The 26,140-nt window shown below is 63.7% G+C and carries 21 protein-coding genes; 11 read left to right on the forward strand and 10 right to left on the reverse strand.

Translation table 11 applies throughout. The annotated features are described in order from the left end of the window. Positions 1 to 53: 53 nt before the first annotated feature. The 4 genes from DH08_RS10825 to DH08_RS10840 all read left to right on the forward strand — a co-directional run bounded on the left by DH08_RS10825 (position 54) and on the right by DH08_RS10840 (position 5,606). On the forward strand, positions 54 to 2,006 hold the full coding sequence (locus DH08_RS10825; RefSeq protein WP_192179301.1) for a hypothetical protein: 1,953 nt from the start codon (positions 54 to 56) through the stop codon (positions 2,004 to 2,006). Between the two features lie 244 nt (positions 2,007 to 2,250). Beyond that, positions 2,251 to 2,928 carry a ribulose-phosphate 3-epimerase gene (gene rpe / locus DH08_RS10830; RefSeq protein ID WP_192179302.1) on the forward strand — a complete coding sequence of 226 codons (678 nt, stop codon included), beginning with the start codon at positions 2,251 to 2,253 and terminating at the stop codon, positions 2,926 to 2,928. A gap of 341 nt (positions 2,929 to 3,269) precedes the next feature. After that, the gene (locus tag DH08_RS10835) at positions 3,270 to 4,016 is read left to right on the forward strand and encodes a GntR family transcriptional regulator (RefSeq protein ID WP_192179303.1); all 747 of its coding nucleotides are present in this window, start codon (positions 3,270 to 3,272) and stop codon (positions 4,014 to 4,016) included. Between the two features lie 63 nt (positions 4,017 to 4,079). After that, positions 4,080 to 5,606, forward strand: a complete 1,527-nt coding sequence (locus DH08_RS10840) for a malonate--CoA ligase (protein WP_192179304.1) — start codon at positions 4,080 to 4,082, stop codon at positions 5,604 to 5,606. A 36-nt stretch (positions 5,607 to 5,642) separates the two neighbouring features. Here DH08_RS10840 and DH08_RS10845 read toward each other — a convergent pair whose 3' ends face one another. The 5 genes from DH08_RS10845 to DH08_RS10865 all read right to left on the reverse strand — a co-directional run bounded on the left by DH08_RS10845 (position 5,643) and on the right by DH08_RS10865 (position 10,758). Beyond that, on the reverse strand, positions 5,643 to 6,755 hold the full coding sequence (locus tag DH08_RS10845; RefSeq protein WP_192179305.1) for an NAD(P)/FAD-dependent oxidoreductase: 1,113 nt from the start codon (positions 6,753 to 6,755) through the stop codon (positions 5,643 to 5,645). Positions 6,756 to 6,897: 142 nt separating this feature from the next. Then, positions 6,898 to 8,070, reverse strand: a complete 1,173-nt coding sequence (gene nagA, locus DH08_RS10850; RefSeq protein WP_192179306.1) for an N-acetylglucosamine-6-phosphate deacetylase — start codon at positions 8,068 to 8,070, stop codon at positions 6,898 to 6,900. Then, positions 8,067 to 9,104, reverse strand: coding sequence for an SIS domain-containing protein (locus DH08_RS10855; protein ID WP_192179307.1), 1,038 nt, complete (start codon positions 9,102 to 9,104; stop codon positions 8,067 to 8,069). The genes nagA and DH08_RS10855 overlap by 4 nt, the downstream gene beginning before the upstream one ends. Further along, the gene (locus DH08_RS10860) at positions 9,101 to 9,880 is read right to left on the reverse strand and encodes a GntR family transcriptional regulator (protein WP_006202301.1); all 780 of its coding nucleotides are present in this window, start codon (positions 9,878 to 9,880) and stop codon (positions 9,101 to 9,103) included. The genes DH08_RS10855 and DH08_RS10860 overlap by 4 nt, the downstream gene beginning before the upstream one ends. After that, positions 9,877 to 10,758, reverse strand: coding sequence for a BadF/BadG/BcrA/BcrD ATPase family protein (locus DH08_RS10865; RefSeq protein WP_192179308.1), 882 nt, complete (start codon positions 10,756 to 10,758; stop codon positions 9,877 to 9,879). Before DH08_RS10865 ends, DH08_RS10860 begins: the two co-directional genes overlap by 4 nt. Before the next feature lie 199 nt (positions 10,759 to 10,957). Here DH08_RS10865 and DH08_RS10870 point away from each other — a divergent pair, with 199 nt between their 5' ends. The 6 genes from DH08_RS10870 (at position 10,958) to DH08_RS10895 (ending at position 17,255) form a co-directional block, all read left to right on the forward strand. Beyond that, positions 10,958 to 11,917 (forward strand): N-acetylmuramic acid 6-phosphate etherase, encoded by a 960-nt coding sequence (locus DH08_RS10870; RefSeq protein WP_192179309.1) that lies wholly within the window; start codon positions 10,958 to 10,960, stop codon positions 11,915 to 11,917. A 2-nt stretch (positions 11,918 to 11,919) separates the two neighbouring features. Further along, positions 11,920 to 13,179 (forward strand): ABC transporter substrate-binding protein, encoded by a 1,260-nt coding sequence (locus tag DH08_RS10875; protein ID WP_192179310.1) that lies wholly within the window; start codon positions 11,920 to 11,922, stop codon positions 13,177 to 13,179. A 221-nt stretch (positions 13,180 to 13,400) separates the two neighbouring features. After that, complete coding sequence (locus DH08_RS10880) at positions 13,401 to 14,330, forward strand: carbohydrate ABC transporter permease (RefSeq protein ID WP_192179311.1); 930 nt, start codon at positions 13,401 to 13,403, stop codon at positions 14,328 to 14,330. A gap of 10 nt (positions 14,331 to 14,340) precedes the next feature. After that, positions 14,341 to 15,180 carry a carbohydrate ABC transporter permease gene (locus tag DH08_RS10885; RefSeq protein WP_192179312.1) on the forward strand — a complete coding sequence of 280 codons (840 nt, stop codon included), beginning with the start codon at positions 14,341 to 14,343 and terminating at the stop codon, positions 15,178 to 15,180. Next, positions 15,177 to 16,238, forward strand: coding sequence for a Gfo/Idh/MocA family oxidoreductase (locus tag DH08_RS10890; RefSeq protein ID WP_192179313.1), 1,062 nt, complete (start codon positions 15,177 to 15,179; stop codon positions 16,236 to 16,238). Before DH08_RS10885 ends, DH08_RS10890 begins: the two co-directional genes overlap by 4 nt. 18 nt (positions 16,239 to 16,256) lie before the next feature. Next, on the forward strand, positions 16,257 to 17,255 hold the full coding sequence (locus tag DH08_RS10895; protein ID WP_192179314.1) for an ATP-binding cassette domain-containing protein: 999 nt from the start codon (positions 16,257 to 16,259) through the stop codon (positions 17,253 to 17,255). Between the two features lie 207 nt (positions 17,256 to 17,462). On the opposite strand, the gene DH08_RS10900 is transcribed toward DH08_RS10895, so the two are convergent. The 5 genes from DH08_RS10900 to DH08_RS10920 form a co-directional block, all read right to left on the reverse strand. Continuing rightward, complete coding sequence (locus DH08_RS10900) at positions 17,463 to 18,308, reverse strand: fumarylacetoacetate hydrolase family protein (RefSeq protein ID WP_192179315.1); 846 nt, start codon at positions 18,306 to 18,308, stop codon at positions 17,463 to 17,465. Between the two features lie 160 nt (positions 18,309 to 18,468). Then, positions 18,469 to 19,200: an SDR family oxidoreductase gene (locus tag DH08_RS10905; RefSeq protein ID WP_192179316.1), complete on the reverse strand. Its 732-nt coding sequence runs from the start codon at positions 19,198 to 19,200 to the stop codon at positions 18,469 to 18,471. A 190-nt stretch (positions 19,201 to 19,390) separates the two neighbouring features. Next, entirely contained in the window at positions 19,391 to 21,763 is a 2,373-nt protein-coding gene (locus DH08_RS10910) for an aldehyde dehydrogenase family protein (RefSeq protein WP_192179317.1), read from the reverse strand. A 51-nt stretch (positions 21,764 to 21,814) separates the two neighbouring features. Next, positions 21,815 to 22,864: a deoxyribose-phosphate aldolase gene (gene deoC, locus DH08_RS10915; RefSeq protein ID WP_192179318.1), complete on the reverse strand. Its 1,050-nt coding sequence runs from the start codon at positions 22,862 to 22,864 to the stop codon at positions 21,815 to 21,817. Between the two features lie 165 nt (positions 22,865 to 23,029). Then, the gene (locus tag DH08_RS10920) at positions 23,030 to 23,857 is read right to left on the reverse strand and encodes a ferredoxin--NADP reductase (protein ID WP_192179319.1); all 828 of its coding nucleotides are present in this window, start codon (positions 23,855 to 23,857) and stop codon (positions 23,030 to 23,032) included. 210 nt (positions 23,858 to 24,067) lie between these two features. Between DH08_RS10920 and DH08_RS10925 the strand changes: the two genes are divergently transcribed. Next, positions 24,068 to 26,140, forward strand: a complete 2,073-nt coding sequence (locus DH08_RS10925; RefSeq protein WP_192179320.1) for a hydantoinase/oxoprolinase family protein — start codon at positions 24,068 to 24,070, stop codon at positions 26,138 to 26,140.

Genomic DNA, 26,140 nt, shown 5'->3' on the forward strand with positions numbered 1-26,140 from the left:
CTTGATGCGGCAAGCGGCGACCAACGCCTGAAGGAACACATCAGGAGAGAGACATGTCTTCAGTCAGCCACGCCTTTCGCAATACGGTTGCGACCGTTGCCTTGCTCGCAGCCGGACTAGCCACCACCTCGGCCTTCGCCGAACAGGCCAACATCAAGTCGATGTCCTTCGACACGCAGAGCGTCAACACCACCCTCCATGTCGTATCGAGCGACAAACAGAAATGGGACACGCTGAAGAGCGGCACCGTCCAGTTCTGGGGCCACATGAAGATCAATACACGCTGGCCCGGCTACGTTCAGGATGTCGGCGTCGCACTCGGTGTCTGCGGACCCGGCCAATGCGGCCCGTTTCCGCCGATCTGGAGCGACGCGCCGGTCAGCCGCGACTACGACCACCAGGAAAACTTCGCCTTTGACCCGTCCAAAATACCGCTGTCGTCCGATACCGGCATTGCCGTCGTGCCCTATGGCGACCAGATCATCGCCAAGTGCAACCAGCACCTGCAAGCCGACGGACCGACGAAATCCTATACGTTCAACCACACTTTTCACGCCAGCTTCACGGCGCTTACCGACAAGGCGCTCGACATGGACAATGCCGTCGCCGAAACCCAGCCGGGCAGCTGGCCTTATCCACTCTTCAACTCGCATTACGCCGAGCACGGCACGTTCCAGGTCCAAATCGTCTGCGATCCGGTAATCAAGCCCGCGGTCCAGGACGTCGCTGCCGATTTCGGCAAGTTCGAGGTCGACAACGTCAAGCTGTTCTTGACCACCTACCAGTCCAATCAACCGGGCTCGACGCCCGGCACGGTCTGCCCCTCGCTGAAGGTTACCAGCCGGGCGCAGGCCAACCAGGCCGGGCCGGTCTCTATGCGCATCTGGCGACAGAAGGACGGCGGACCGATCACCTCCGAGTTCAAGCAGGCGTGGGCGTCATATGACGCGGCCAAGAACGGCTATTTCGCGACCTATGAGAAATGGGAGAATGTCGGCGCAACTGCCTACTTCCAGTACATGACCGAAATCGTCGGCAATGGTCCGTTCGAACCCTTCGACGGCTGGAAGAACATCACGGTGCATTGTACCGGCGCCGGCGGCGGCGGCTTCACCGATGCACCGCAGGCCGATCCCGACAACCCGCCGGCAAAGGCCGATTGGCAAGGCGAAGTGACCGTTTCCGATAGTGCCGGAGGAAAGAAACTGTGCCCACGCAAGGGCCAGGTCGCATTCGAAGTGAGCCGCAACGAGCCCGGCGCGTTCCACTACAGGATCAGCTGCTCGAACGGCGCCTTCTTCACCGGAACCAAGGTCGCCTTCAACGATGGCGGTGCGTTCAAGGCGAGCGCTTTCCACGATCTCAGCATCGTCAGAACCCGCGCGATCCAGTGCACGCTGCAGGAGATCAAGCAGAATGGCGCCATCGCCACCGTCGATACGGACAAGGAGGATTTCACCTGCATAAAGCGCACCTTCGAACCAGAGGCCGACGATCTTGTCTCCAGCACGCGTCCGGACTTCGGCCAGCCCAGGCAGCCTCCGGTGGTGGTCGATCCAGGCCGCAAATGCCTGCCCGGCCAGAAACAGGTGGGTAGCAAATGCATCGACAGGCCGCTCGTTGCCGTGTGCAAAAGCACCGAGAAGCTCGTCAACGGCAGGTGCATCGGCGTCAGCATCCACTGCCTGCCGGGCTATCGTCAGCTCGGCTTGAAATGCGTGAAGAACCCGGTGATCGCCGACAAATGCAGGCGCGACGAACTGCGCATCAACGGCAAATGCGTGCGCAAGCCTCCCGTCATCATCGACTGCAAGCGCGGCTACCATCTGGTCGGCAAGGCGTGCGTGAAGGACGCGATCATCACCATTGGCTGCCGGGCAACCGAAAAGCTGGTGCGTGGGCATTGCGTGCCCAAGCCGGGCGTGACGGACTTGCAGAAGTTGAAGCAAGGCAGGGCCAAGTCTCTTCTGCCGGGGCAGGCCAAGCTGCGGCGGCAGGCGAACTGAAATCCTGATGCATAGGAAGGAGAGAGGCGGCTGAGGCTGCCTCTCTTCTTGTGCGGAGAACGCACCGGCGCCGGATTTCTGTCGACAAGCAGCGTCGGGACCATTAGAGCGACGTGCGTCCATTTGGACGCACAAAGTACGCTCTAACGCTTTTGAATCTACGCATCGTGCTTTCCGAAAATCGGTTCCGATTTTCGGGCCGATGCGTTAGGGCGGAAGCGGGTTCCAAGAACGGGAAGCGGACATGGCTCAAAAGACCCTGATCGCGCCATCGGTGCTGGCGTCGGATTTCTCGAAGCTCGGCGACGAGGTCGAGGCCGTCGCGGCGGCCGGCGCCGACTGGATCCATCTCGACGTGATGGACGGCCATTTCGTGCCGAACATCACCTTCGGCCCACCGGTGGTCAAGGCGATCCGCAACCGCACCAAGGTCTTCTTTGACTGCCATCTGATGATCGCGCCGGCCGACCCCTATCTGGCCGCCTTCGCCGAGGCCGGCTGCGACGGCATAACGGTGCATACCGAGGCCGGCCCGCATCTCGACCGCTCGCTGCAGACCATCAGGAACCTCGGCAAGAAGGCCGGCGTGTCGCTCAATCCGGCGACGCCTGAAAGCGCAATCGAATATGTGCTCGACCGGCTCGACCTGATCCTGATCATGACCGTCAATCCAGGTTTTGGCGGCCAGGCCTTCATTCCGGCCGTTGTCGACAAGGTGAAGCGGGTCAAGGCGATGATCGGCAAGCGGCCGATCCGGATCGAGATCGACGGCGGCGTCTCGCCGGAGACGGCGCCCCTGGTCACCGCTGCCGGCGCCGACGTGCTGGTCGCGGGTGCGGCCATCTTCAAGGGCGGCAGCGTCGAAGCCTATCGGGCAAACATCGAGGCGATCAGGATGGCAGCGGACCGCGCCGCCATCTGAAATCGATTGCAGCAAGATTCGACAGCTTCAGCCGGCCCTGACGATGAAACCCGAAATGCTAGGCCAGGCACGGGCTTGGTCACCAAACTTCCGATTGTAACGGCAAAGGAAACGCGCCAAACGCCTCTTGTTCGGCGCGCGCAGGTTTCTTCGGGACAAAGAGATTTTCCTTACAATAGTTACATTGGCGGATGGGGTACTACCATCTCTCCTCTTTAAGTCGAATACCGCCATCTTCTGCTTGAGCGTCGAAAGCAGGGCGCGGTATAGTACGCGTACGGGATCAATGCTGCTTTGACACAAGAATCCACAACGGGCCCAAGCAGGCAACAGGAGCTATATTGACATACGGAACCGCCGATCTGGGCGATGAAGGGGCCGGACCCAAGAGCACCCTCGCCAGCACGGTCTATCATCAGCTACGCGACGATCTTCTGCGCGGCGTGCTCGAAACCGAAAGCAAGCTTCGGGTCGAGTGGGTGGTTTCGCGGTATGGCGCCGGGGCTTCGCCCGTGCGCGAAGCTCTCAACCGTCTCGCCTCGGAAGGTCTGCTTGGCCGCCACGACCAGCGCGGCTTCTTCCTCATGCCTGTCAGCGCCGAGGAACTGGAGGAATTGACCCGCACGCGCTGCTGGCTGGAAGAGCGGGCGCTGCGCGAATCGATCGCCCACCGTACGGCGGAATGGGAAGAGCAGCTCGTGCTGGCGCTGCATCGCCTGGCGCGCGCCCCGCGCCGCCTGCCGGACGAGCCCTCGTCAAACAATCCGGATTGGGAAAAGCTGCATCGCTCCTTCCATCGAACGCTGATTGCAGCCTGCCGGTCGCACTGGCTGGTCGGGTTCTGCGACCAGCTTTCTGATCAGGCCTCCCGCTACCGGCTGATGTCGCAGGTCAGCCCGGCAATCGAACGCGACGATCTCGGCGAGCATCGCCTGATCGCCGAACGCACGCTGGATGGCGACGCCGACGGCGCGGTCGAAGCCCTGCTCAGCCACTACCGCCTGACGGCGGCCATGTGCATGGAGCGCTTTGCCCAGGAGGAACAGGCCAAGGCCGGCACCGGCAAGGCGTCGCGCGGCCGCAAATAGCTTCTCGTCCCACGCCAAAAATCTGATATTTGCGCTGCTGCAGACGCCATATCAGGGAAGACCATGAGCAATCACCTGTTCGACGCTTTCCGCGCCCGCATGCCCGGTCCCGAGCGGCTGTTGATGGCGACGGATGACGGGCGCTCGATCACCTATGGCGATATGCTGGCCCAGTCGGCGCAGCTGGCGCATGCGCTGGTCCAATTAGGCGTCAGACCGGACGACCGCGTCGCCGTCCAGGTCGAGAAGTGCCCGGAGGCCATTTTTCTCTACCTTGCCTGCCTGCGCGCCGGTGCCGTCTTCCTGCCGCTCAACACCGCCTACACGCTGGCGGAGCTCGGCTATTTCTTCGGCGATGCCGAACCGCGACTGGTCGTCTGCGATCCCGCGAAGGCCGCCGATATCGGACCTCTGGCGGAGGCATCGGGCGCCGCCGTGGCCACGCTTGGCAGCAAGGGCGAAGGTTCACTGACCGAGAGTGCTTCACACCAGCCAAAGGAATTCCGCGATGTTGCGCGCGAGCCCGACGATCTGGCGGCTATTCTCTACACGTCAGGCACGACCGGCCGCTCGAAGGGCGCCATGCTCAGCCACGATAACCTTGCTTCGAATGCGCGGGTGCTGGTCGAGCATTGGCGTTTCACCAGTGACGACGTGCTGATCCATGCGCTGCCGATTTTCCATACGCACGGCCTGTTCGTCGCCACCAACGTCATCCTGATGGCCGGCGCCTCGATGCTGTTCGAGCAGAAATTCGACGCAGGCCGCATCGTCGCGCTGCTGCCCGGCGCCACGGCGCTGATGGGCGTGCCGACCTTCTACGTCAGGCTTTTGCAGCAGGCGGGCCTGAACGGCCAGGCGGCAAAGAACATCCGCCTGTTCATATCCGGGTCGGCGCCGCTTCTGGCCGAGACGCATGCGGCGTGGCGCGAGCGCACCGGCCACGCCATTCTCGAGCGCTACGGTATGACCGAGACCAACATGAACACGTCGAACCCCTATTATGGCGAACGCCGTGCCGGCACGGTCGGCTTTCCCTTGCCGGGCGTTTCGCTGCGCATCGCCGATCCCGACAGTGGCCGCACACTTGCCCTGGGCGAGGTCGGCATGATCGAGGTCAAGGGTCCGAATGTCTTTGCCGGCTATTGGCGCATGCCGGAAAAGACCGAAGCCGAATTCCGCGATGACGGCTTCTTCATCACCGGCGATCTCGGCCTGGTCGATGCCGACTTCTATGTCCACATCGTCGGACGCGGCAAGGACCTGATCATCTCCGGCGGCTACAACATCTATCCGAAGGAGATCGAGAGCGAGATCGACGCGCTTGCCGGGGTCAGCGAAAGTGCCGTGATCGGCATTGCCCATCCGGATTTCGGCGAGGGCGTCACGGCGGTCGTGGTTCGCAAACCGGGCTCCACCGTCGGCGCGGCCGATATCATCGGAGCTATTGCCGGGCGGCTCGCCAAATACAAACACCCCAAGCAGGTGATCTTCGTCGACGAATTGCCGCGCAACACCATGGGCAAGGTGCAGAAGAACCTTTTGCGCGAGACCTACAAGGACCTTTTCGCGTCGAAAGCCGGCTCATGAGCTGAGCTCGCTCCGGACATCGCAGCCTGCGCGAGATCAGTTCGGATACAACAGCCCGAAAACATGCTCGGCGATGGCGAGGCTCGCGGTCAGGCCGGGGCTCTCGATGCCGAGCAGGTTGACGATCCTGCCGGCGCCATGGTCGGCCGGGCCCTGGATCAGGAAATCGGCCGCCGGCTGGCCCGGGCCGGACAGTTTCGGCCTGACACCGGCGTAGGCCGGGAGCAGGGCGTCGTCCGCAAGGCCCGGCCAGTAACGCCTGATTTCGCCGTAGAATGAATTGGCTCGGCCGGGATCGACCGTATAGTCGACATGGTCGATCCATTCGACATCGGGCCCAAAGCGCGCACTGCCGCCGAGATCGAGGGTCAGATGGACGCCAAGGCCGCCATCGACCGGAACCGGATAGATCAGCCGCGAGAAGGGCGACCGGCCCGAAAGCGCAAAATAATTGCCGCGCGCCAGCCGCTGACGAGGAATGAGGCCTTGCGGGAAACCCTCGATCCGCCCGGCCAAGGCCTGCGCGTCCAGGCCTGCGGCGTTGACGAAGGCGCCGGCCTTCAATTCGAACGGTTCACCCCCGGCACCCAGCGTGCGAATTTGCACCCCATCGGCGCCAGTGACCGCCGCGACAATCGTAGTCAGGAAGGCGAAAGACGCGCCGGCGGCTTCGGCGTCGCGGTGCAGCGACAGCATCAGCGCGTGGCTGTCGACGATGCCGGTCGAAGGCGACAGCAACGCGCCGGCGCAGGTCAGATGAGGCTCAAGGCTTTCCGCCTCCTGGCGCGTCAGCAATTCGAGATCGGCAACGCCGCTGCGTTGCGCATTGGCCCGGATCGTCTGCAGCCTGTCGAGCTGCGCCGCTTCGACGGCAACGATCAGCTTGCCGGTGCGGGCATGGCCGATGCTGCGCTCGCGGCAATAGGCATAGAGCCTTTCGCGCCCTTCGACGCAGAGCCGCGTCTTCAGGCTTCCCGGCGCATAGTAGATGCCGGCGTGGATGACTTCGGAATTGCGCGAACTCGTTCCGGTGCCGATGTCTGCGGCCTTTTCGACCACCAGCACTTCGCGGCCGGACAAAGCGAGTGCGCGGGCGACGGCGAGGCCGACGACACCCGCCCCGGCAACAACGCAATCGACTGTGTGCATCGGGCCGCTTTCAGCGCTGGAGCAATTCCAGGAAAAGTGTGAAACGGTTTTCCCGGGAAAAGCGCGTAGCGCTTTCCCTTGGGAATTGCGTCGAAACAAACAGATAGAGCGGTTTTGCATTTCCGTGAAACAGTGAACCGCTCTAAATGGCGCTGCTGTCCGTAAACACTTTCGCGCCGTCGATCCAGACCCCCTTGACGTTCAGATCGTCCGACAAGGCGACGATATCGGCCGCGGTGCCGTTGGCGAAACGGCCGAGCCGATGCGACTGGCCGATCGCCTGCGCCGGATAGAGCGAGGCCATGCGTAACGCCTCCGACAACTCCAGCCCGACGACACGGTGGACGTATCGAACCGCCGAGATCATGTCGAGATCGGCACCCGCAAGCGTTCCGTCGGCCAGCCGCAGGCTGCCGTCCTTGCGGTAGATGGTGCGGCCGTTCAGCGTGAACGACGTCATGTCGGTGCCGATCGTCGCCATGGCGTCGGTGACCAGCACGATCTTGCCCGGCCCCTGCTTGGCGCGCAGAGCGATCGCCATGGTGGCGGGATCGACATGGATGCCGTCGGCGATTATGCCGGCAAACAATGTGCCGGTGTCGATGGCCGCACCCGCCAGCCCCGGCTCACGGTTGCCGATCTGGCTCATGGCGTTGAACAAATGGGTGACCACCGTCGCGCCGGCCGCGGCGAAGGCGCTGGCCGTGGCATAGAAGGTGTCGGAGTGGCCGAGGCTGACGACGATGCCGGCCGTGGCCAGCGCGGTGACGCGCTCAGGCTCGACGGATTCAGGCGCGATCGTCGTCAGCAGGACGGGAAGCCCTTTTCGCGCCGCGATCAGCGCCGCCTGGTCGGTGTCGGTCATCGGCCGGATCAAGGCCGGATCATGCGCGCCCTTGCGGGCAACCGACAGATGCGGGCCTTCGAGATGCAGGCCCAAAAAGCCCGGCAGCTTCTGCCGCGCGGCTTCGGCTCCTGCGGCAACTGCCGCGGCGGTGATGGCGGGCGTGTCGGTGATTAAAGTCGGTAGCAGTGCCGTCGTGCCGAAAGGCGCATGCGCCCGGCAGATGGTCTCGATCGAGGCGACATCGGGGTGGTCGTTGAGCATGACGCCGCCACCACCATTGACCTGCAAATCGACGAAGCCCGGCGCGAGCAGCCCGCCGCCAGTCTCGACATGGGCAACCCCGGACGGGATGGCGCTGGTCGCGACGATGGCCTCGACCACACCGCCCTGCACGACGAGGGCGGCATTGTCGTACCAGTCGGTGCCGTCGAAGATGCGGGCGCCAGTCAGGGCAAAACGATCGCTCATACGGTTTCCGTCACTTTGCGCAGATTGCGCGGCGTGTCCGGATCGAGGCCGCGATGACGGGCAAAGGCCTCGACGAACATGTAGAAGGACACGATCAGCGCCAGCGGATCGGTCAGGGGATGGCCGGTAGCGACATGCGGCAGGCGCGTGGCGCGGTTGGCAAGCGCCGAGGTGACGAACACCGGTGCCCCCTTGCCCGCCAGGCTATCGGCGACCTCGGCCACCGAAGGCTCCGAGGCATCGCGGGCGGCGAGCGCCAGCACCGGGAAGCCCGGTCCGACCAACGCCAACGGGCCATGCATGACTTCGGCCGCACTATAGGCCTCGGCATGCATGCCGCAGGTTTCCTTGAATTTCAGCGCCGCCTCGTTGGCCATCGCCGCAGACGGGCCACGGCCGAGGATGAACAGCGACTTCTGCTTCTCGATCGTCTCGGCCAGCGCGGTCATCCAGTCGCAGGCGATGGCCTTGCGGAAATGCTCGGGCAAGCGGGCGAGTGCCGCCAGCAGCGCATCGTCGCCAGTGGAATGCGCCATCAAGGCGAGACCGGCAACGGCGGAATTGATGAAGGTCTTGGTCGCAGCGACACTGCGCTCGGGTCCGGCGAGGATATCGATCGCATAGTCCGAGGCGCGCGCCAGCGGCGAATCGGCGGTGTTGGTGATGGCGACGGTCAGCGCGCCGCCGGCCCGTGCCGCTTGCGCCATGGCGACGATGTCGGGGCTTTTGCCCGACTGCGAGATCGCCAGGCAGGCCGAGCCGGCGAGCCTCAGCTTCGCGCCATAGATGGACGCGATCGATGGACCGACCGACGCGACCGCAAGGCCGGCGGTCAGTTCGACGGCGTATTTCATGAAGGTGGCGGCATGGTCGGACGAACCGCGCGCCACTGTGACGACGAAGCTCGGATCGCGCTCCCGAATGCCGCGCCCGGCCTCGGTCAGCACCGCCGCCGAGCCGTCGAGCAGACGGGCGGTGGCCTCCGGGATCTCCTCGATCTCGCGCCGCATATGGGTGGTTGATGTTGTGCTCATGGCCGGCCCTCTTCGCCCGGCCCGCTCAGCCGGAGTTCGGCGACGAAATCATAGGCGTCGCCCCTGTAGATGGAGCGGGTGAATTCGATCACCTTGCCGCTCGCCAGATAGGAAATACGTTCGATGTGCAGTCCGGCAATGCCTGGCGGCACTTCGAGCAGACGCGCGTCGCTGTCGCCGAGATTGGCGGCCGAAATGCGCTGCACCGCTCGCACCGGCCGATTGCCGGATGTTTCCAGCGCCGCATAGAGCGACGAGCCGATTGCCTCCGGGTCGGGCAGCACGCTGGCCGACAGCGAGGCGCGCTCGATTGCCAGCGGCGTGTCGTTGGCAATGCGCAGGCGCGCCACGCGCGCCACAAGTTCGCTCGACGACAGGCCAAGCACCATCATCTCGTCGGGCGAGGGCGCATAGAGGCCGCGGTCGAGCCAGGCCGAACGCACCGCCATGCCGCGCCGCGCCATGTCCTCGGTGAACGAGGTCAGCCGCGACAGCGACTGCTCGACGCGCTCCATGCGCGGTGCCACGAAGGTGCCGGAACCATGGCGCTGGACGAGAATGCCGCCCTTGACCAGATCCTGCACCGCCTTGCGCACGGTGACGCGCGAAATGTCGGCCTTGCTGGCGATGTCGCGCTCGGACGGCAGCGCATCGCCGGGTCCGATCAGCCCGCGATTGACCGCGTCCTCGATGCTTTTCCTGAGCTGCAGATAGAGCGGGGCGCCGCTTTGCGACGACTCCTTCAGCATGGCGAAGATCTGGTCGGCGGCGTTCATCCGGCCGTCTCCGCGGCATTGGCGAAAATACGCACCGCCATCTGCACCGCGCCACCCAGCGCATCGTCGAGCGGCGGTTTGAGCAGGGCCTGGTAGCGAGCCGACAGGCGCGGCGCATAGAGCGGCGCCAGCCCGCCGAGCAGGCAGAGCGGCGCGCCGCCCGAGAGATCGAGCGCGCCGAGCGAGGCTTCGACATCGGCGATCGCCTTGTCGAGGATCCAGTTGGCGACATTGTCGCCCTTGGCGGCGTGATCGAAGACCTTGGGCGCGAAGCCGCCGAAATCGCCGGGCTTGGCGTTGGTGGTGAACTCGACCACGTCTTCCGGATTGTTGCGGAAGACCGCGAGCATGGCGTCCGTCAAAGGCGAGGCCGGTCGAATGCCGTCATAGGCGAGCAGCGTTTGTTCGAGCAGGTCGCGGCCGATGCGCGCGCCGCTGCCCTGGTCGCCGACCTGGAAACCCCAGCCCCCTATGGCGCGCGACGTGCCGTTCTTGCGCGCCATATAGGCGGTGCCGGTGCCGAGGATGGCCATGGCGCCGTCGCCGGAGCCGACCGCGCCTTCCAGCGCGATCTCGGCATCGGTCTCGACGCGGCTTTGGCTGAACGGCAGGATCGCCTCGAGTTGCTGCCTGTAGGTGCCGACATTGGCGCCGGCCAGGCCGAGAATGGCCGGCGTTTGCGGGATCAGTTCCGGATCCTGTCCGGCAGCAATGAAGGCCTGCCGGGCCGCCTCGACGATGTTGGTTCGGGCGCCGGTGAGGTCGGTGCGGATGTTGGCGGCGCCGCTCTTGGCGCGGCCGACGACCGTGCCGCCCGCTGTCGCAAGGGCTGCCCTGCAGCTGGTGCCGCCGCCATCGATGCCAAGCACGAAATTCACGCGTTTTCTCCTCCGGGCGAATAATACCAATAAAATACCAATAGCCAAGAGTTAATTTTGGTTTCAAAAAGATTAAGGCATATTTTATTGAAAAATCAGCGAATTTTGCCGACAATCCGATTTCTGAGCGACGATTTCGTTAATGCGTGTAGACAAGTGGTATTTTTTTGGTATTGTTTTACGAGTTGGAGGGAATTGGATGACCGAGAAGCGCACAGAAGCGCATCATCAGAACGCCGAGGGACTGGACATCCAGGCCCCGGACGCCATCCTTTCTTTCCTGGCCGACGCACAGATCGAGGCCGCCAGGGCCGTGCGCGGCGCCATTCCCGCCATCGCCAACGCTGCCGAGATCATCGCCGGCCGGCTGGCAGGCGGCGGCAAGCTTGCCTATGCGGCAGCCGGCAGCTCGGGCCTGATGGCAGTGGCAGATGCCCTGGAACTTCCAGGCACATTCGGCATTGCCCGCGATCGGATCGCCATCCTGATCGCCGGCGGCGACGAAGCCTTCAAGACACTGGCCGGCGGGCCGGAGGACGACACCGACGAAGCCTCGGCGGCCGTCGCTGGTGCCGGCCTCAGTGAGGGCGACTGCCTGATTGCCATCTCGGCCAGCGGCACGACGCGCTATGCGGTCAGGGCGCTGGAGGATGCGCGCAGCCGCGGTGCCGCAACCATCGCCATCGCCAACAACAAGGACACGCCGCTGCTCAAGCTTGCGGATGTCGCCATCCTGCTTGAGACACCGCCGGAGCTGATTGCCGGCTCGACGCGCATGGGCGCCGGCACGGCGCAGAAGATCGCGCTCAACATGCTGTCGACGCTCACCGCCATCCATCTCGGCCATGTCCATGACGGCTACATGGTCAATCTCACCGCCGACAACATCAAGCTGCGCGATCGCGCGGCACGCATCGTCGCCGCCATCAGCGGGCGCGGCAGGGACGATGCTGCGCGCCTGCTCGAAAAGAGCGGCGGCGTCGTCAAGACAGCCATTCTGCTCGCCGCCGGCGCCGCCAACGCCGATGCGGCCGAGAAGATACTGGAAAGAACCGGCCAGAAGCTGCGGCCGGCACTTTCCGCGATCGAGGGGAGCAAGGGGCCGCAAGCCTCTGTTCTCATCAAAACCGAACCTGAAAAAGGTCAACAGGGAGACTGAGCATGACAACGAAACTACTGACGGCCCTTCTTCTCGGCACCAGCATTCTCGGCACCGCCGGGGCGGCTTATGCCGACGACGTAACGCTCAACATCGAAAGCTGGCGCGGCGACGACCTTGCCATCTGGAAGGACAAGCTGATCCCGGCCTTCGAAGCCAAGAACCCAGGCATCAAGGTGGTGTTCGCACCGTCTGCGCCGACTGAATATGACGCCGCACTCGGCGCCAAGCTCGCCGCCGGCTCGGCGGGCGACCTGATCACCTGCCGCCCGTTCGACAAGTCGCTGGAACTCTACAAGAAGGGCAACCTCGCCGACCTCTCGGCGCTGCCTGGCATGGAGAACTTCTCCCCGGTGGCCAAGGCCGCCTGGCAGACCGACGACGGCAAGGCGAGCTTCTGCGTGCCGATGGCCTCGGTCATCCACGGCTTCATCTACAACAAGGACGCCTTCGACAAGCTCGGCATCAAGGTGCCGGAGACTCGCGACGAATTCTTCGCCGCGCTCGACAAGATCAAGGCTGACGGCACCTACATTCCGATGGCGATGGGCACCAAGGATCTCTGGGAAGCAGCGACTATGGGCTACCAGAACATCGGCCCGAACTACTGGAAGGGCGAGGATGGCCGTACAGCGCTCATCAAGGGCGAGCAGAAGCTGACCGACAAGGACTGGGTGGCGCCGTATGAAGAACTTGCCAAGTGGAAGCCTTATCTTGGCGACGGCTTCGAGGCGCAGACCTACCCGGACAGCCAGAACCTGTTCACGCTCGGCCGCGCCGCCATCTACCCGGCCGGCTCGTGGGAAATCGCGCTGTTCAACACCCAGGCGCAGTTCAAGATGGGCGCCTTTCCGCCGCCGGTCGAGAAGGCCGGCGACACCTGCTACATCTCGGACCACACCGACATCGGCATCGGCCTGAATGCGGCCTCGAAGAATGCGGATGCGGCCAAGACCTTCCTGACCTGGGTCGCCTCGCCGGATTTCGCCACCATCTATGCCAATGCGCTGCCGGGCTTCTTCAGCCTGAACTCGGCGCCAGTGAAGATGGAAGATCCGCTGGCCCAGGAATTCGTCTCCTGGCGCGACAAGTGCAAGTCGACGATCCGCTCGACCTACCAGATCCTGGGCCGCGGTACGCCGAACCTCGAAAACGAGACCTGGGTTGAATCGGCCAACGTCATCAACGGCACCGACACGCCCGAAGCTGCCGCCAAGAAGCTGCAGGACGGTCTCGACAGCTGGTACAAGCCGGCAAAGTAAGAGCTCAGGCAACGGGCCGGCCGGGCACATGCCCGGCCGGCATTCGAAAAGCGTCTGTTTTGAGATTGCGATTGTCGGCCCTGCCTCTCAGCCTTACCCTCGCTTTGCGGGGAAGGCGAAGCTGACGTGTCGGAAGCCTCCATTCTTGGAGGCAGGCCGTGCATCGAGGCATCATCTAGCATCGCATCACCTGGAACCGAGAGACGGCGGGGACCGAACTCATGGCCGCACAAACACGACCCAAACGACCGTTCCGCTGGCACATCGGCATCTTCCTGGCGCCGGCGGTGCTGGTCTATACGGCGATCATGATCCTGCCGCTGGCCGGCACGCTGCAGCTGTCGCTGTTCCGCAACATCGAGCAGTCCCAGGTGTTCGTCGGGCTTGAGAACTTCCGCACCCTGTTCGGTAACCCCAACTGGTCCGTGGGCTTCTGGAATGCGCTGCGCAACAACGTCTGGTTCTTCATCATCCACATGCTGGTGCAGAACCCGATCGGCGTCCTACTGGCAGCGCTGCTCTCCAGCCCCAGGCTCAGGTTCTCCGCCTTCTACCGCACGGCGATCTTCGTGCCGACCATCCTGTCCTTCGTCATCGTCGGCTTCGCCTGGAAGCTCATCCTGTCGCCGCTATGGGGCGTGGCGCCGCATATGCTCGACCTGGTCGGATTGAAAAGCCTTTTCACGCCTTGGCTAGGCAAGGAAGAATACGCGCTGACCGCGCTCAGCCTGATTTCGGTATGGCAGTTCGTCGGCATCCCGATGATGCTGATTTATGCCGCCCTGCTGTCGATCCCCGACGAGGTGCTCGAGGCGGCCGAATGCGACGGCATCACCGGCATGTCGCAGTTCTGGAAGATCAAGCTGCCGCTGATCCTGCCGTCGATCGGCATCATCTCGATCCTCACCTTCGTCGGCAATTTCAACGCCTTCGACCTGATCTACACCGCGCAAGGCGCGCTGGCCGGCCCGAACTATTCGACCGACATCCTCGGCACCTTCCTCTACCGCGCCTTCTTCGGCTTCCAGCTCCAGATCGGCGATCCCAACATGGGCGCAGCGATTGCCACCATGATGTTCCTGATCATCCTCGGCGGTGTCTGCGTCTATCTCTTCCTCGTGCAGACGCGCCTGCGTCGCTATCAATTCTGAGGAGCGAGCGATGAGCACAGCAACCCGTTCGCTGCCCCGCACTATCGGCGCCCACGCGATCCTGCTGACCTATACGGCGATCGCGCTGTTTCCGGTCATCATCGTGATCATGAATTCGTTCAAATCCCGCGCTGGCATCTTCGGCGCGCCGCTGACGCCGCCGACGCCCGAAACCTTCGACCTGATCGGCTATACGACCGTTATCGGCCAGGGCGACTTCATCCACTATTTCCAGAACAGCCTCGTCGTCACCGTTGCCTCGCTGTTCTTCGTGCTGTTGTTCGGCGCCATGGCCGCCTTCGCGCTGTCGGAATACCGCTTCCGCGGCAATACTTTGATGGGGCTTTATCTGGCGCTCGGCATCATGATCCCGATCCGCCTCGGCACCGTCGCCATCCTGCAATTGATGGTGGCGAGCGGACTGGTCAACACGCTGACGGCGCTGGTCCTGGTCTATACGGCGCAAGGCCTGCCGTTGGCCGTGTTCATCCTGTCGGAGTTTATGAAGCAGGTGTCCGACGATCTGAAGAACGCGGGCAGGATCGACGGCCTATCCGAATACACGATCTTCTTCCGGCTGGTGCTGCCGCTGGTCAGGCCATCGATGGCGACGGTCGCCGTCTTCACCATGATCCCGATCTGGAACGATCTGTGGTTCCCGCTGATCCTGGCGCCGTCCGAGGAGACCAAGACGGTGACGCTCGGCGCGCAACTGTTCCTTGGCCAGTTCGTCACCAACTGGAACGCCATCCTGGCAGCACTCTCGCTGGCGATCATGCCGGTGCTGATCCTCTACGTCATCTTCTCGCGGCAGCTGATCCGCGGCATCACGTCTGGAGCCGTCAAGTGAGTTCGCAAAAACCCCTTCGCGTTGTCGTCGCCGGCCTCGGCAATATGGGCCGCAGCCATGCGCTCGCCTATCACAACAATCCAGGCTTCGAGATCGCGGCACTGATCAACCGCTCCGACGTGCCGCTGCCGGAAGGCCTTTCCGGCTATGGCATCAGGCGCTCCTTCGACGAGGCGCTGCGCGACGAAAAACCCGATGTCGCCTGCATCGCCACCTATTCCGACAGCCATGCCGACTATGCGGTGAAGGCATTCGAAGCCGGTTGCCACGTCTTTGTCGAAAAGCCGCTGGCAACGACGGTCGCCGATGCCGAGCGTGTCGTCGCCGCCGCCAAGGCCAACGGCAAAAAGCTGGTGATAGGCTACATCCTTCGCCATCACCCGTCCTGGATCAGGCTGATCGCCGAGGCGCGCAAGCTTGGCGGCCCCTACGTGTTCCGCATGAACCTCAACCAGCAATCCTCGGGCCATACCTGGGGCACGCACAAGCAGCTGATGCAGACGACCTCGCCGATCGTCGACTGCGGCGTGCACTATCTCGACGTGATGCTGCAGATCACCGACGCCAGGCCGGTCGAGGTGCGCGGCATGGGGGTGCGGCTGACCGAAGAGGTCGCGCCGACTATGTACAATTACGGCCACCTGCAGGTGCTGTTCGATGACGGCTCGGTCGGCTGGTACGAGGCCGGCTGGGGGCCGATGATTTCGGAGACCGCCTTTTTCGTGAAGGACGTCATCTCGCCAAACGGCTGCGCGTCGATCGTCATGAAGGAAGGCGTCAAATCCGATGACATCGACACCCACACCAAGACCTCGACCATCCGCCTGCACAGTGCCGCGACCGGGCCGGACGGCAAGTTCGCCAGGCCCGACGAGATGCTGTCGATGGAAGGCGAGCCGGGCCATCAGGACCTGTGCGATCTCGAGCAGGCCTTTGTGCTGAAGGCGATCCGCGAGGATATCGATCTCAACAGGCATATGGACGACGCGGTGAAGTCGCTCGCCGTCTGCCTCGCCGCCGACGAGAGCGTGCGCAGCGGCGCCGCCGTCAAACTCTAAAAGCTAGGAACCAATATTGTGGGCTCGCTGAAGATCGAGAATGTGAAGAAGGCTTTCGGGCCGGTCGAGGTGCTGAAGGGCATTAACCTCGAAGTGACGGACGGCGAGTTCGTGGTCTTCGTCGGCCCGTCCGGCTGCGGCAAGTCGACCCTGCTCAGGGTCATTGCCGGGCTGGAGGATTCGACCTCGGGCCGTGTCGTCATCGACGGCGAGGACGTATCAGTCACACCTCCGGCCAAGCGCGGCATCGCCATGGTGTTCCAGACCTATGCGCTCTACCCGCATCTGACGGTGAAGAACAATATGGGCCTCGGTCTGAAGCAGGCCAGCACGCCGGCGGCCGAGATCGACCGCCGCATCGGCATTGCCTCCTCGATGCTGTCGCTGGAGCCCTATCTCGAAAGGCGGCCCGCCGAACTCTCCGGCGGCCAGCGCCAGCGCGTCGCCATCGGCCGCGCCGTGGTGCGCGAGCCCAAGCTGTTTCTCTTCGACGAGCCCTTGTCCAACCTCGACGCCGCGCTGCGCGTCAACACCAGGCTGGAGATCGCGCAACTGCATCGCCGGTTGAAGGCAACGATGATCTACGTCACCCACGACCAGGTCGAGGCGATGACGCTGGCCGACAAGATCGTCGTGTTGAATGCCGGGAGAATCGAGCAGATCGGCGGTCCGATGGAGCTCTACAATTCGCCGGCGAACGAATTCGTCGCCGGCTTCATCGGCTCGCCGAAGATGAATTTCATCGACGGCGCGAGGCTGGGCGAGACAGCCAAGACCATCGGTGTGCGGCCCGAGCACCTGACCGTCGACACGAAATCCGGCGCCTGGAAGGGCACGGTGGTGCATGCCGAGCATCTCGGCGCCGACACCAATCTCTATCTCGACTGCGAAAAGGCCGGGCTGATCACGGTGCGCATCTTCGGCGTCTACAATGCCGAACCGGGTGCAACGCTTTACGCAACGCCCGAGCCGGGGAAGACGTACCGGTTTGGGGCGGATGGGAAGGTGTTGAAGTAGCTTCGCATTGGCCGGCGCTGCCCCTCATTGCCCTGCCGGGCATTTCTCCTCGTAAACGGGGAGAAATAAGCTGGCCGCATCCTCGGCGCTTATTCTGCAACGTCGGTGTTTGGCGAACGCTGCGATAATAGCGTCCTTCTCCCCGTTTACGGGGAGAAGATGGCGGCAGCCAGATGAGGGGCGGCGCAGCCCTTCGTTTTGATTCGCCTATTCGTCCGCCTTGAACGTCTGCTTCTGCTGCCCCAGCCCTTCGATGCCGAGCTCCACCACATCGCCTGCCTTGAGGAACACCGGCGGCTTCATGCCCAGACCGACGCCGGGCGGCGTGCCGGTGGAGATGATGTCGCCGGGATGCAGCGACATGAACTGGCTTAGATAAGAGACCAGATAGGCGACACCGTAGACCATGGTCTTGGTCGAGCCGTTCTGCATCGTCTTGCCGTTGACCGTCAGCCACATCTTGATGTTCTGCGGGTCGGCCACTTCGTCCTTGGTGACTAGCCAGGGGCCGATCGGACCGAAAGTGTCGCAGGACTTGCCCTTGGTCCACTGGCCCTGCCGCTCGGCCTGGAAGGCGCGCTCGGACACGTCATGCGAGACGCAGTAGCCGGCAACATAATCCAGTGCGTCCGCTTCGCTGACATATTTCGCCGTCTTGCCGATGACCACGCCGAGCTCGACCTCCCAGTCGGTCTTGACCGAGCCGCGTGGGATGAGCACGTCATCATCCGGTCCAACGATGGCCGAGCTTGCCTTCATGAAGATGATCGGCTCCGGCGGCACCGTGGCGCCGGTCTCGGCGGCGTGGTCGGAATAGTTCAGCCCGATGCAGATGAATTTTCCCGTGCCGGCGACGCAGGCGCCGATGCGCGGGCTACGGGAAACCGCCGGCAGCGATTTCGGGTCGAGCTTCGACAGCATGTCCAGCGAGGCCGGATGAAGCACCGTGCCGGCGATGTCGGCGACATAAGCGGAGAGGTCGCGGATCGTCCCATCCGCATCGAGCAGGCTGGGACGTTCGCTCCCCACCTCGCCATAGCGCAGCAGTTTCATGGAGTCTTTCTCCTAACTTGCGGCCAGAGGCCATTTGCAAATTCGCTCCGCCGAGGCGAGTGACGTGGTTTCGGAAACCGGACGGAACGTACCGAATGGGTCTATCCCGGGGCAAGCACGGAAGCTGGCCAGATGCCCGGGGGCGTTGCTTTTCAGACTGCTAGATCGACCAGCCCCCGTCGATATTGTAGGCCTGTCCCGACGTGTAGGTGGCACCGGCGAGATAGACGGCGAGGTCGGCGATTTCCTCCGGCGTGCCGAGGCGGCCCATCGGCTGGCGGGCGATGAAGGCCGCGCGGGCTGCCTCATAGTCGCCCTGCGCATGCATACGGTGCTGTAGCGACGGGCTTTCGACGGTGCCGGGGCAGATGGCGTTGCAGCGTATGCCCTTGCCGACATAATCGGCGGCGATCGCCTTGGTCAGGCCGATGACCGCAGCCTTGGTGACGCCATAGGCGAAGCGGTTGGGCACGCCTTTGCCGGCGCCGGCGACCGAAGACATGTTGACGATCGATCCGCCGCCACGCTCCAGCATTCCCGGCAGCACGGCGCGGATGGTGCGGATCATTGCGCGCACATTGAGGTTGAAGGCGAAGTCGAGATCGGCATCCGCCATTTCGAGGATCGAGCCGGAATGGACGAAGCCGGCGCAATTGAACAGCACATCGACAGGGCCGATCTCGGCGAAGCCCGATTTCACCGCCTCGTCGTTCAGCACATCGAGCTTGCGGGTGTTGATCCCGCTTGTCTTGCCGAGCTCGGCCAGCAGCACCTCGTTGATGTCGGTGGCGTGCACCACCGCACCCGCCTTGGCGAAGGCCAGCGCACTTGCCCGGCCGATGCCTTGCGCCGCTGCGGTGACGACAACCACCTTGCCCGCCAGATCCGCCATGCTGTTCTCCTCGACTGTCTATCGCCGCCCGGATTTCTAAGGGCATTCGGCCAAGCTGCAATGTGCCAGGCAGGCACTATCGTGCCGCCTGTGCGGGCGCTTACCTGCAGGCCAATTGTTTTTTCTCGTTAAAGAACATCCATTGACCCGTCAAGCCCGAACGTCGCCTGCTGGACGCTCGGGTGGACCGTCAGTCGCCGTAAGGCACCCAGACGTTCTTGACCTCGACGGCCCGGCGCAGGAAGGCGTCCCCCGCGGCTTCGCTCGAAGCCCAGTCGAGGCTGCGGCCATTGCCGGTCCACACGCGCTTGAGGTTGCCGATCGAGTCGGCTTCCGCCTTGGCGCAAGTCTCGGCATCGGCGAACACCCAGAGCCCGTCGACGTCGTCATGCTTGGCCAGCACACCGGCAAGCTCGGCGCTGCGGCCGGTGACGATGTTGATGGCGCCGGCCGGAACGTCGGAATATTCGATGACCTGATAGAGATCGGTGGCAAGCAGCGGATATTTTTCCGAAGGCACCGCCACCACCGTATTGCCCATGGCGAGCGCCGGTGCGATTAGCGAGATCAGGCCGAGCAAGGGTGCCGCGTCGGGTGCGACGATGCCGACGACGCCGACCGGCTCGTGCAGGGCAAGGGTCACGGCGCGGGCAGGCGGCTGGTGCACCCGGCCCTCGAACTTGTCGGCGAGGCCAGCATAGAGAAATAGCCGCTCGATCGACTGCTCCACCTCCTCGCGCGCGGCTTTTGTCGCCACACCCGTGAGCTGGACGAGGCGGGCGGCGAACTCGTCGGTGCGGCCGGAAAGGTTCTCGGCCATATAGTAGAGCACCTGGCTGCGGTTGTAGGCGGTCGCTTCCGGCCAGCCCTTGCAGGCGCGGGCAGCAGCGACGGCGTCGCGGATGTCCTTGCGATTTCCAAGACCGATCTCGCCGGCAAGCCTGCCCTTGGCAGTGGCAATACCAAGCGAATAGTTGCCGTCCGGCCTGACCTGCTTGCCGCCGATGAACAGCTTTGCCGTCCGGTCGATGGCGTCGCCTTCCGATCGCTCGACAGGCGGCGCGGAAGATGTCGCAGGTTTGATCACAGGGCCGAGCGGCAGCGTTGCCGCGAGATATTCGAACATGCCCTCGCGGCCGCCTTCGCGGCCAAAACCGCTCTCGCGATAGCCGCCGAAGCCGCAGGCGGCATCGAACATGTTGGTGCCGTTGACCCAGACGACGCCGGCCTTCAGCTGTGGCGCGACATGCAGGGCCAGATTGACGTTCTCGCTCCACACCGAGGCGGCGAGACCATAGCGCGTGTTGTTGGCGAGCTCGATCGCTTCCTCGGTGTTGCGGAAGGTCATGGTGGCCAGCACCGGGCCGAACACCTCCTCCTGCGCCAGGATATTAGCCGGAGAAACACCAGTCGCGAGCGTCGGCAAATGGTAATAGCCGGAGGACGGCAATGCCGCGTCCGGCTGCCAGCAGACGGCGCCCTGCTTTGCCCCTTCCGCGACCAGACCCTTGACGCGCTCCAACTGCGTGAGGTCGACCAGCGGGCCGATATCGGTGTTCTTGTCGAGCGGGCTGCCGACGCGCAGCCGGCCCATCCTGGTCTTGACCTTGGCGATCAAGGCATCGGCGACGCCTTCCTGCACCAGCAGCCGCGAGCCGGCGCAACAGACCTGGCCCTGGTTGAACCAGATGCCGTCGACCAGGCCCTCAACGGCGCTGTCGAGATCGGCGTCCTCGAAGACGACGAAGGCCGACTTGCCGCCAAGCTCCAGCGACAGTTTTTTTCCAGATCCGGCGGTGGCCTTCCTGATGATCTTGCCGACCTCGGACGAACCGGTGAAGGCGATTTTCTGGATGCCGGGATGGTTGACGATGGCCGCACCAGCCTCCGATCCGCCCTGGACGATGTTGACGACGCCCTTCGGTACCCCGGCGCGTTCGCAGATTTCGGCGAACAGGATGGCGGTCAGCGGCGTGAACTCGGCCGGCTTCAGCACCACCGTGCAGCCGGCGGCGAGTGCCGGCGCGATCTTCCAGGCCAGCATCAGCAGCGGAAAATTCCACGGGATGATCTGGCCGACGACGCCGACGCCCTTGTGATCAGGAAAATCCTTGTCCAGCGCCTGTGCCCAGCCGGCATGGTGGATGAAATGGCGGATCGCCAAAGGCACGTCGATATCGCGGCTTTCGCGGATCGGCTTGCCGTTGTCGATCGATTCCAGCACCGCGAACAGGCGCTGATGGCGCTGCATGGCGCGGCCGATGGCGTAGAGAACCTTGGCTCGGCTGTAGCCGGAGGAAGCACTCCATTTTGGCAGTGCCTTGGCGGCGGCCGATACGGCCGCATCAATATCGGCAGCACCCGCATCGGACATCTTGGCCAGCAGCTTGCCGGAGGCGGGGTCGCTGGTGTCGAAGGTCTTGCCGCTGCCGGCCGCCTTCCACTCGCCGCCGATGAACAGCGCCTTGCCGAAATCTCGCGCGGCAAGCCACGCATCCGCCTCGTTGCGAGCCTCCGGCGCCGGGCCGTACTCCATGGCGTGATAGCGTTCGAGAATGTTCATCGGGCGTCTCCGCTAGGAGGAAATTTGTTCTGAGCGGCGCGACGTAGCGCCTCACGCCATCGCGTGGCGATGATTGGCCGAATAATGGCCGGTCAGATGATGCTCGAGTTGGCGCTCGATGTCGGTCAGCAGGCTCGATGCGCCGAAGCGGAACAGGTCGGGCTCCAGCCATGGCCGGCCCAGCTCTTCCTTCATCAGCACCAGCCAGTCGAGCGAAGCCTTGGCGGTGGATATGCCGCCGGCCGGCTTGAAGCCGATGAGATAGCCGGTCTCCTCGAAATAGGCGCGGATGGCGCGCACCATGGCGAGGCCGACGGGCAGCGTCGCGTTGACGCTTTCCTTGCCGGTCGAGGTCTTGATGAAATCGGCGCCCGCCATCATCGCCACCATGGAGGCCAGCATAACGTTTCGCAGGGTGGCTAGGTCGCCAGTGCCCAAAATGACCTTGAGATGCGCCTCGCCGCAGGCTTCGCGCATCGAGACGATCTCGTTGTAGAGTTCCTGCCATTTCGCCCCGAAAACCAGGCCGCGCGGGATGACGACGTCGATCTCGTCGGCGCCATCGCGCACCGAAGCCTCGATCTCCTGCAGGCGCGTCGACAGCGGCGCGAGACCGTGCGGAAAGGCGGTCGAGACGGCGGCGACATGGATGCCGGTGCCGCGCACGGCATCGACAGCGGTGGCGACGAAGGGATGATAGACGCAGACCGCCGCCGGGCGGATGGTCTCCCCCGCTATGCCCAGGCCTTCGACGATGTCGCGGCGGAACGGCGAGATCGCCTTGGCGCAGAGCCGGCGCACGCGTTCCTCGGTGTCGTTGGAATTCAGCGTCGTCAAATCCATGCAGGCGACGGCTCGCAACAGCCAGGCGGCCTGGTTGTCGGCCTTGATCGAGCGCCGCTTGGTCAGGCTGGCAACGCGGCGCTCCAGCGCCGAGCGGTTCACGCTGCGCACCGATTCCATGAAGCCGAGATCGAGCCGCATGCCGGGATTACGGGCAATGGCATGGTCCGGCAGTACGGGCGTGTTGGCGGCGGTGCGCGCCGGCAGCGGCGTGACCTTGGACGCGCCGACGTCGGCTTCACGGATGGTGCTGCTCATCTCCTGCCCTCTTCATTCAGCGGCGTGCGCCGAAGATAGCCCGTGAAGATGCACTTCACGAGTCCTCAAGCGGCTCATAGCGGAAAAAGGTAGCGAAAGCAGCAGATTTTTGACCGCGTGGTCAAAACATGCGTGCGGAGGCTGACGCCGAAGCGTCGCGACGTCTTAGCCGACGAAGGCGCGCTCGACGACGAAACTAGACGGATGATGCAGCGAGCCTTCCTCGAAGCCCAGGCTTTCGGCCAGTTCCTTGACGTCCTTGAGCATGTGCATCGAGCCGCAGATCATGATGCGGTCGGTCTCGGGGTTGAGCTTGTCGATGCCGAGGTCGGAATAAAACTTGCCCGAGCCGATCAGCGCGGTGATGCGGCCCATGCGATCAGAGTCTTCGCGCGTCGTCGAATTGTAGAGGGTGACGCGGCCGCCGGTCAGCTCGCCGATCAGCGGGTCGTCCTCAAGTGCCGCTACCAGTTCCTGGCCGTAAACCAGCTCGGCATTGTCACGGCAGGTGTGGGTCAGGATGACCTGCTCGAATTTCTCATAGGTGTCGGGATCGCGCAGCAGGCTGGCGAAGGGCGCGATGCCGGTGCCGGTCGAGATCATGAACAGGCGCTTGGCGGGGGTCAGCGCGTCGAGCACCAGCGTGCCGGTCGACTTCTGGCGCATGATGACGGTGTCGCCAACCTGGATTTTCTGCAGTTCCGAAGTCAGCGGGCCTTCCGGCACCTTGATCGAGAAGAATTCCAGTTCGTCGTCCCAGGACGGGCTGGCGACCGAATAGGCGCGGTACACCGGCTTCTCGGCATTGGGCAGTCCGATCATGACGAACTCGCCGGAGCGGAAGCGCAGCGACTGCGGCCGGGTGATGCGGAACGAGAACAGGCGGTCGGTGTAATGCTTCACCGAGACGACCGTTTCGGCATAGACATTGGCCGGAATCGGAAACTGCAGCGGTCGGGCGCCAGCGGTGTTGAACGCGGATGTGGTGTTCATCAAACCTAACCTTCTAGGACGCCGACGCCAAACTCTCTCCTGCGCGCCCGAACCAGTCAGGTTCCGGCGTGCCCTTTGCACACTGCGAAGCGGTAAGCTCTTGTGTCCCGAATTTATTAGTATACAAATGATATTTGCGTCAAGAGACCAGCGTAAAACACCTTTCCAAACTGAGACATATCCGTAGTCCGGGCATTTCGGGTTTCGACAATGAAAGAGAATTTTTCGGCGTTGCCGGGCAATGTCGTCGCCGGCATCGATGTTGGCGGAACCTTTACCGACCTGCTTCTGATCGACGGCAAAGACGGTGGCAGGGTGCATATCGCCAAGACCCCGACCACGGTCGACAACCAGGCCTTCGGCGTGGTTTCAGCGCTTGGCGCCACCGGATTTCCCATCGACGGCATCGACCTCATCGTGCACGGCACGACTACCACCACCAACGCCGTGCTGGAGCGCCGGCTGGCGAAAACCGGCATGATCACCACGCGCGGCTTTCGCGACGTGATCGAGCTGGGCCGCCGCACGCGGCCGCAGCCCTATGGCATGACGGGAACTTTCGTGCCGGTCATTCCGCGCAATTTGCGGCTTGAGGTATCGGAGCGGGTCGAGGCCTCAGGCGCGGTTCGGGTTCCGCTCGACGAAGCCGAGATGCGCACGGCCGTCTCACAGCTGATCGACGCCGGCTGCGAATCCCTCGTCATCCATTTCCTGCACTCCTATGCCAATCCGTCGCATGAGCGTCGCGCCGCCGAAATCGCCGCCGAACTTTGGCCGAACGGCTACATCACCACGGGCCATGCGCTGCTGTCGGAAGCGCGCGAGTTCGAACGCGGCGTGACGGCTTCGGTCAACGCCTCGGTGCAGCCGATCCTCGAGCGCTATGTCGAGCGCCTGCGCAAGGAACTCGCGGCAAAGGGCTATGCCCGCGATTTCCTGATCATGAACGGCAATGGCGGCATGATCTCGGCCCGCTTCGTCACCCGTGAATCGGCAAAGACGGTGATGTCGGGACCGGCCTCGGGCGTCATCGCCGCCGCCTACACGGGCAAGCGTGCCGGCTTCGAAAACCTCGTCACCTACGACATGGGCGGCACCTCGACCGACGTGGCGCTGATCCGCAACGCAGAACCGGCCGTGTCGAACGAGATCGAGATCGAATATGCGATGCCGATCCATGTGCCGATGGTGGCCGTGCATACAGTGGGCGCCGGCGGCGGCTCGATCGCCCGTGTCGATGCCGCGGGCCTGATCCAGATCGGCCCGGAAAGTGCGGGCGCCAATCCCGGCCCGATCTGCTACGGGCGCGGCGGCAATGAGCCGACCATCACCGACGCCAATCTGGTGCTCGGGCGGCTGGCGCCGAAGAAATTGCTGGCGGTCGAAAATCCGGTCACCGTCGAGCGCGTCACTGGTATTTTCGAGGACAGGATCGGCAAGGCCACCGGCCTGTCGGGTGTCGAAGCGGCCGGCGCGGTGCTGCGCCTCGGCAATATGAAGATGGCCGGCGCCATCCGCATGGTCTCGGTGTCGCGCGGCCACGATCCACGCGATTTTGCGCTGTTCGCCTTCGGCGGCGCCGGGCCGCTGCACGCGACAGCGCTGGCACGCGAGCTTGGTCTGCCCAAGGTGCTGGTGCCGGCGCGGCCGGGCATCACCAACGCGCTCGGCTGCGTCGTCGCCGACCTCAGACATGACTTCGTCAACACGGTCAACCAGCCGGTGGCGCTGCTCGATGAAGCCTTGCTTCACGAGTTACTGGAACGGCACCGGAACGAGGGCGAGGAGTTGATCGGCAAGGAGGCGGTGAAGCCGGAGACGATCCGCGTCACCCACTCCGCCGACATGCAGTTCGTCGGCCAGACCCATATCATCAACGTGCCGCTGCCTTCCTCTTCCGTCACACGTGAAATGCTGCAGCTTCTGTTCGAAAAGGCCTATTTCGCCCGCTTCAAGGTCGAGTTGCCGGAGATCCGCGCCAATCTGGTCAATCTCAACACTTCGGTGACCGGTGTCAGGCCAGCAATCGATCTTTCCCGCCTGATCGACCCGGCAGGGCGCGCGAGAACACTCGACGAGGCACGGCGCGAAATTCGGCCGGTCTGGTATGCCGGTACCTGGTACGACACGCCGGTCTACGCACGCGAAAAACTGCCGTTCGATGCGGTGATTGAAGGTCCGGCGATCCTCGAGCAGATGGACGCCACCACGGTGCTCGAACCTGGCGACTGGGCGCGTTCGGACGCCGACGGCAACATCATCATCGATATCGGCGAGGCCTGA

The organism is Mesorhizobium amorphae (genome assembly GCF_014843845.1).
Classification (GTDB): domain Bacteria; phylum Pseudomonadota; class Alphaproteobacteria; order Rhizobiales; family Rhizobiaceae; genus Mesorhizobium; species Mesorhizobium amorphae_A.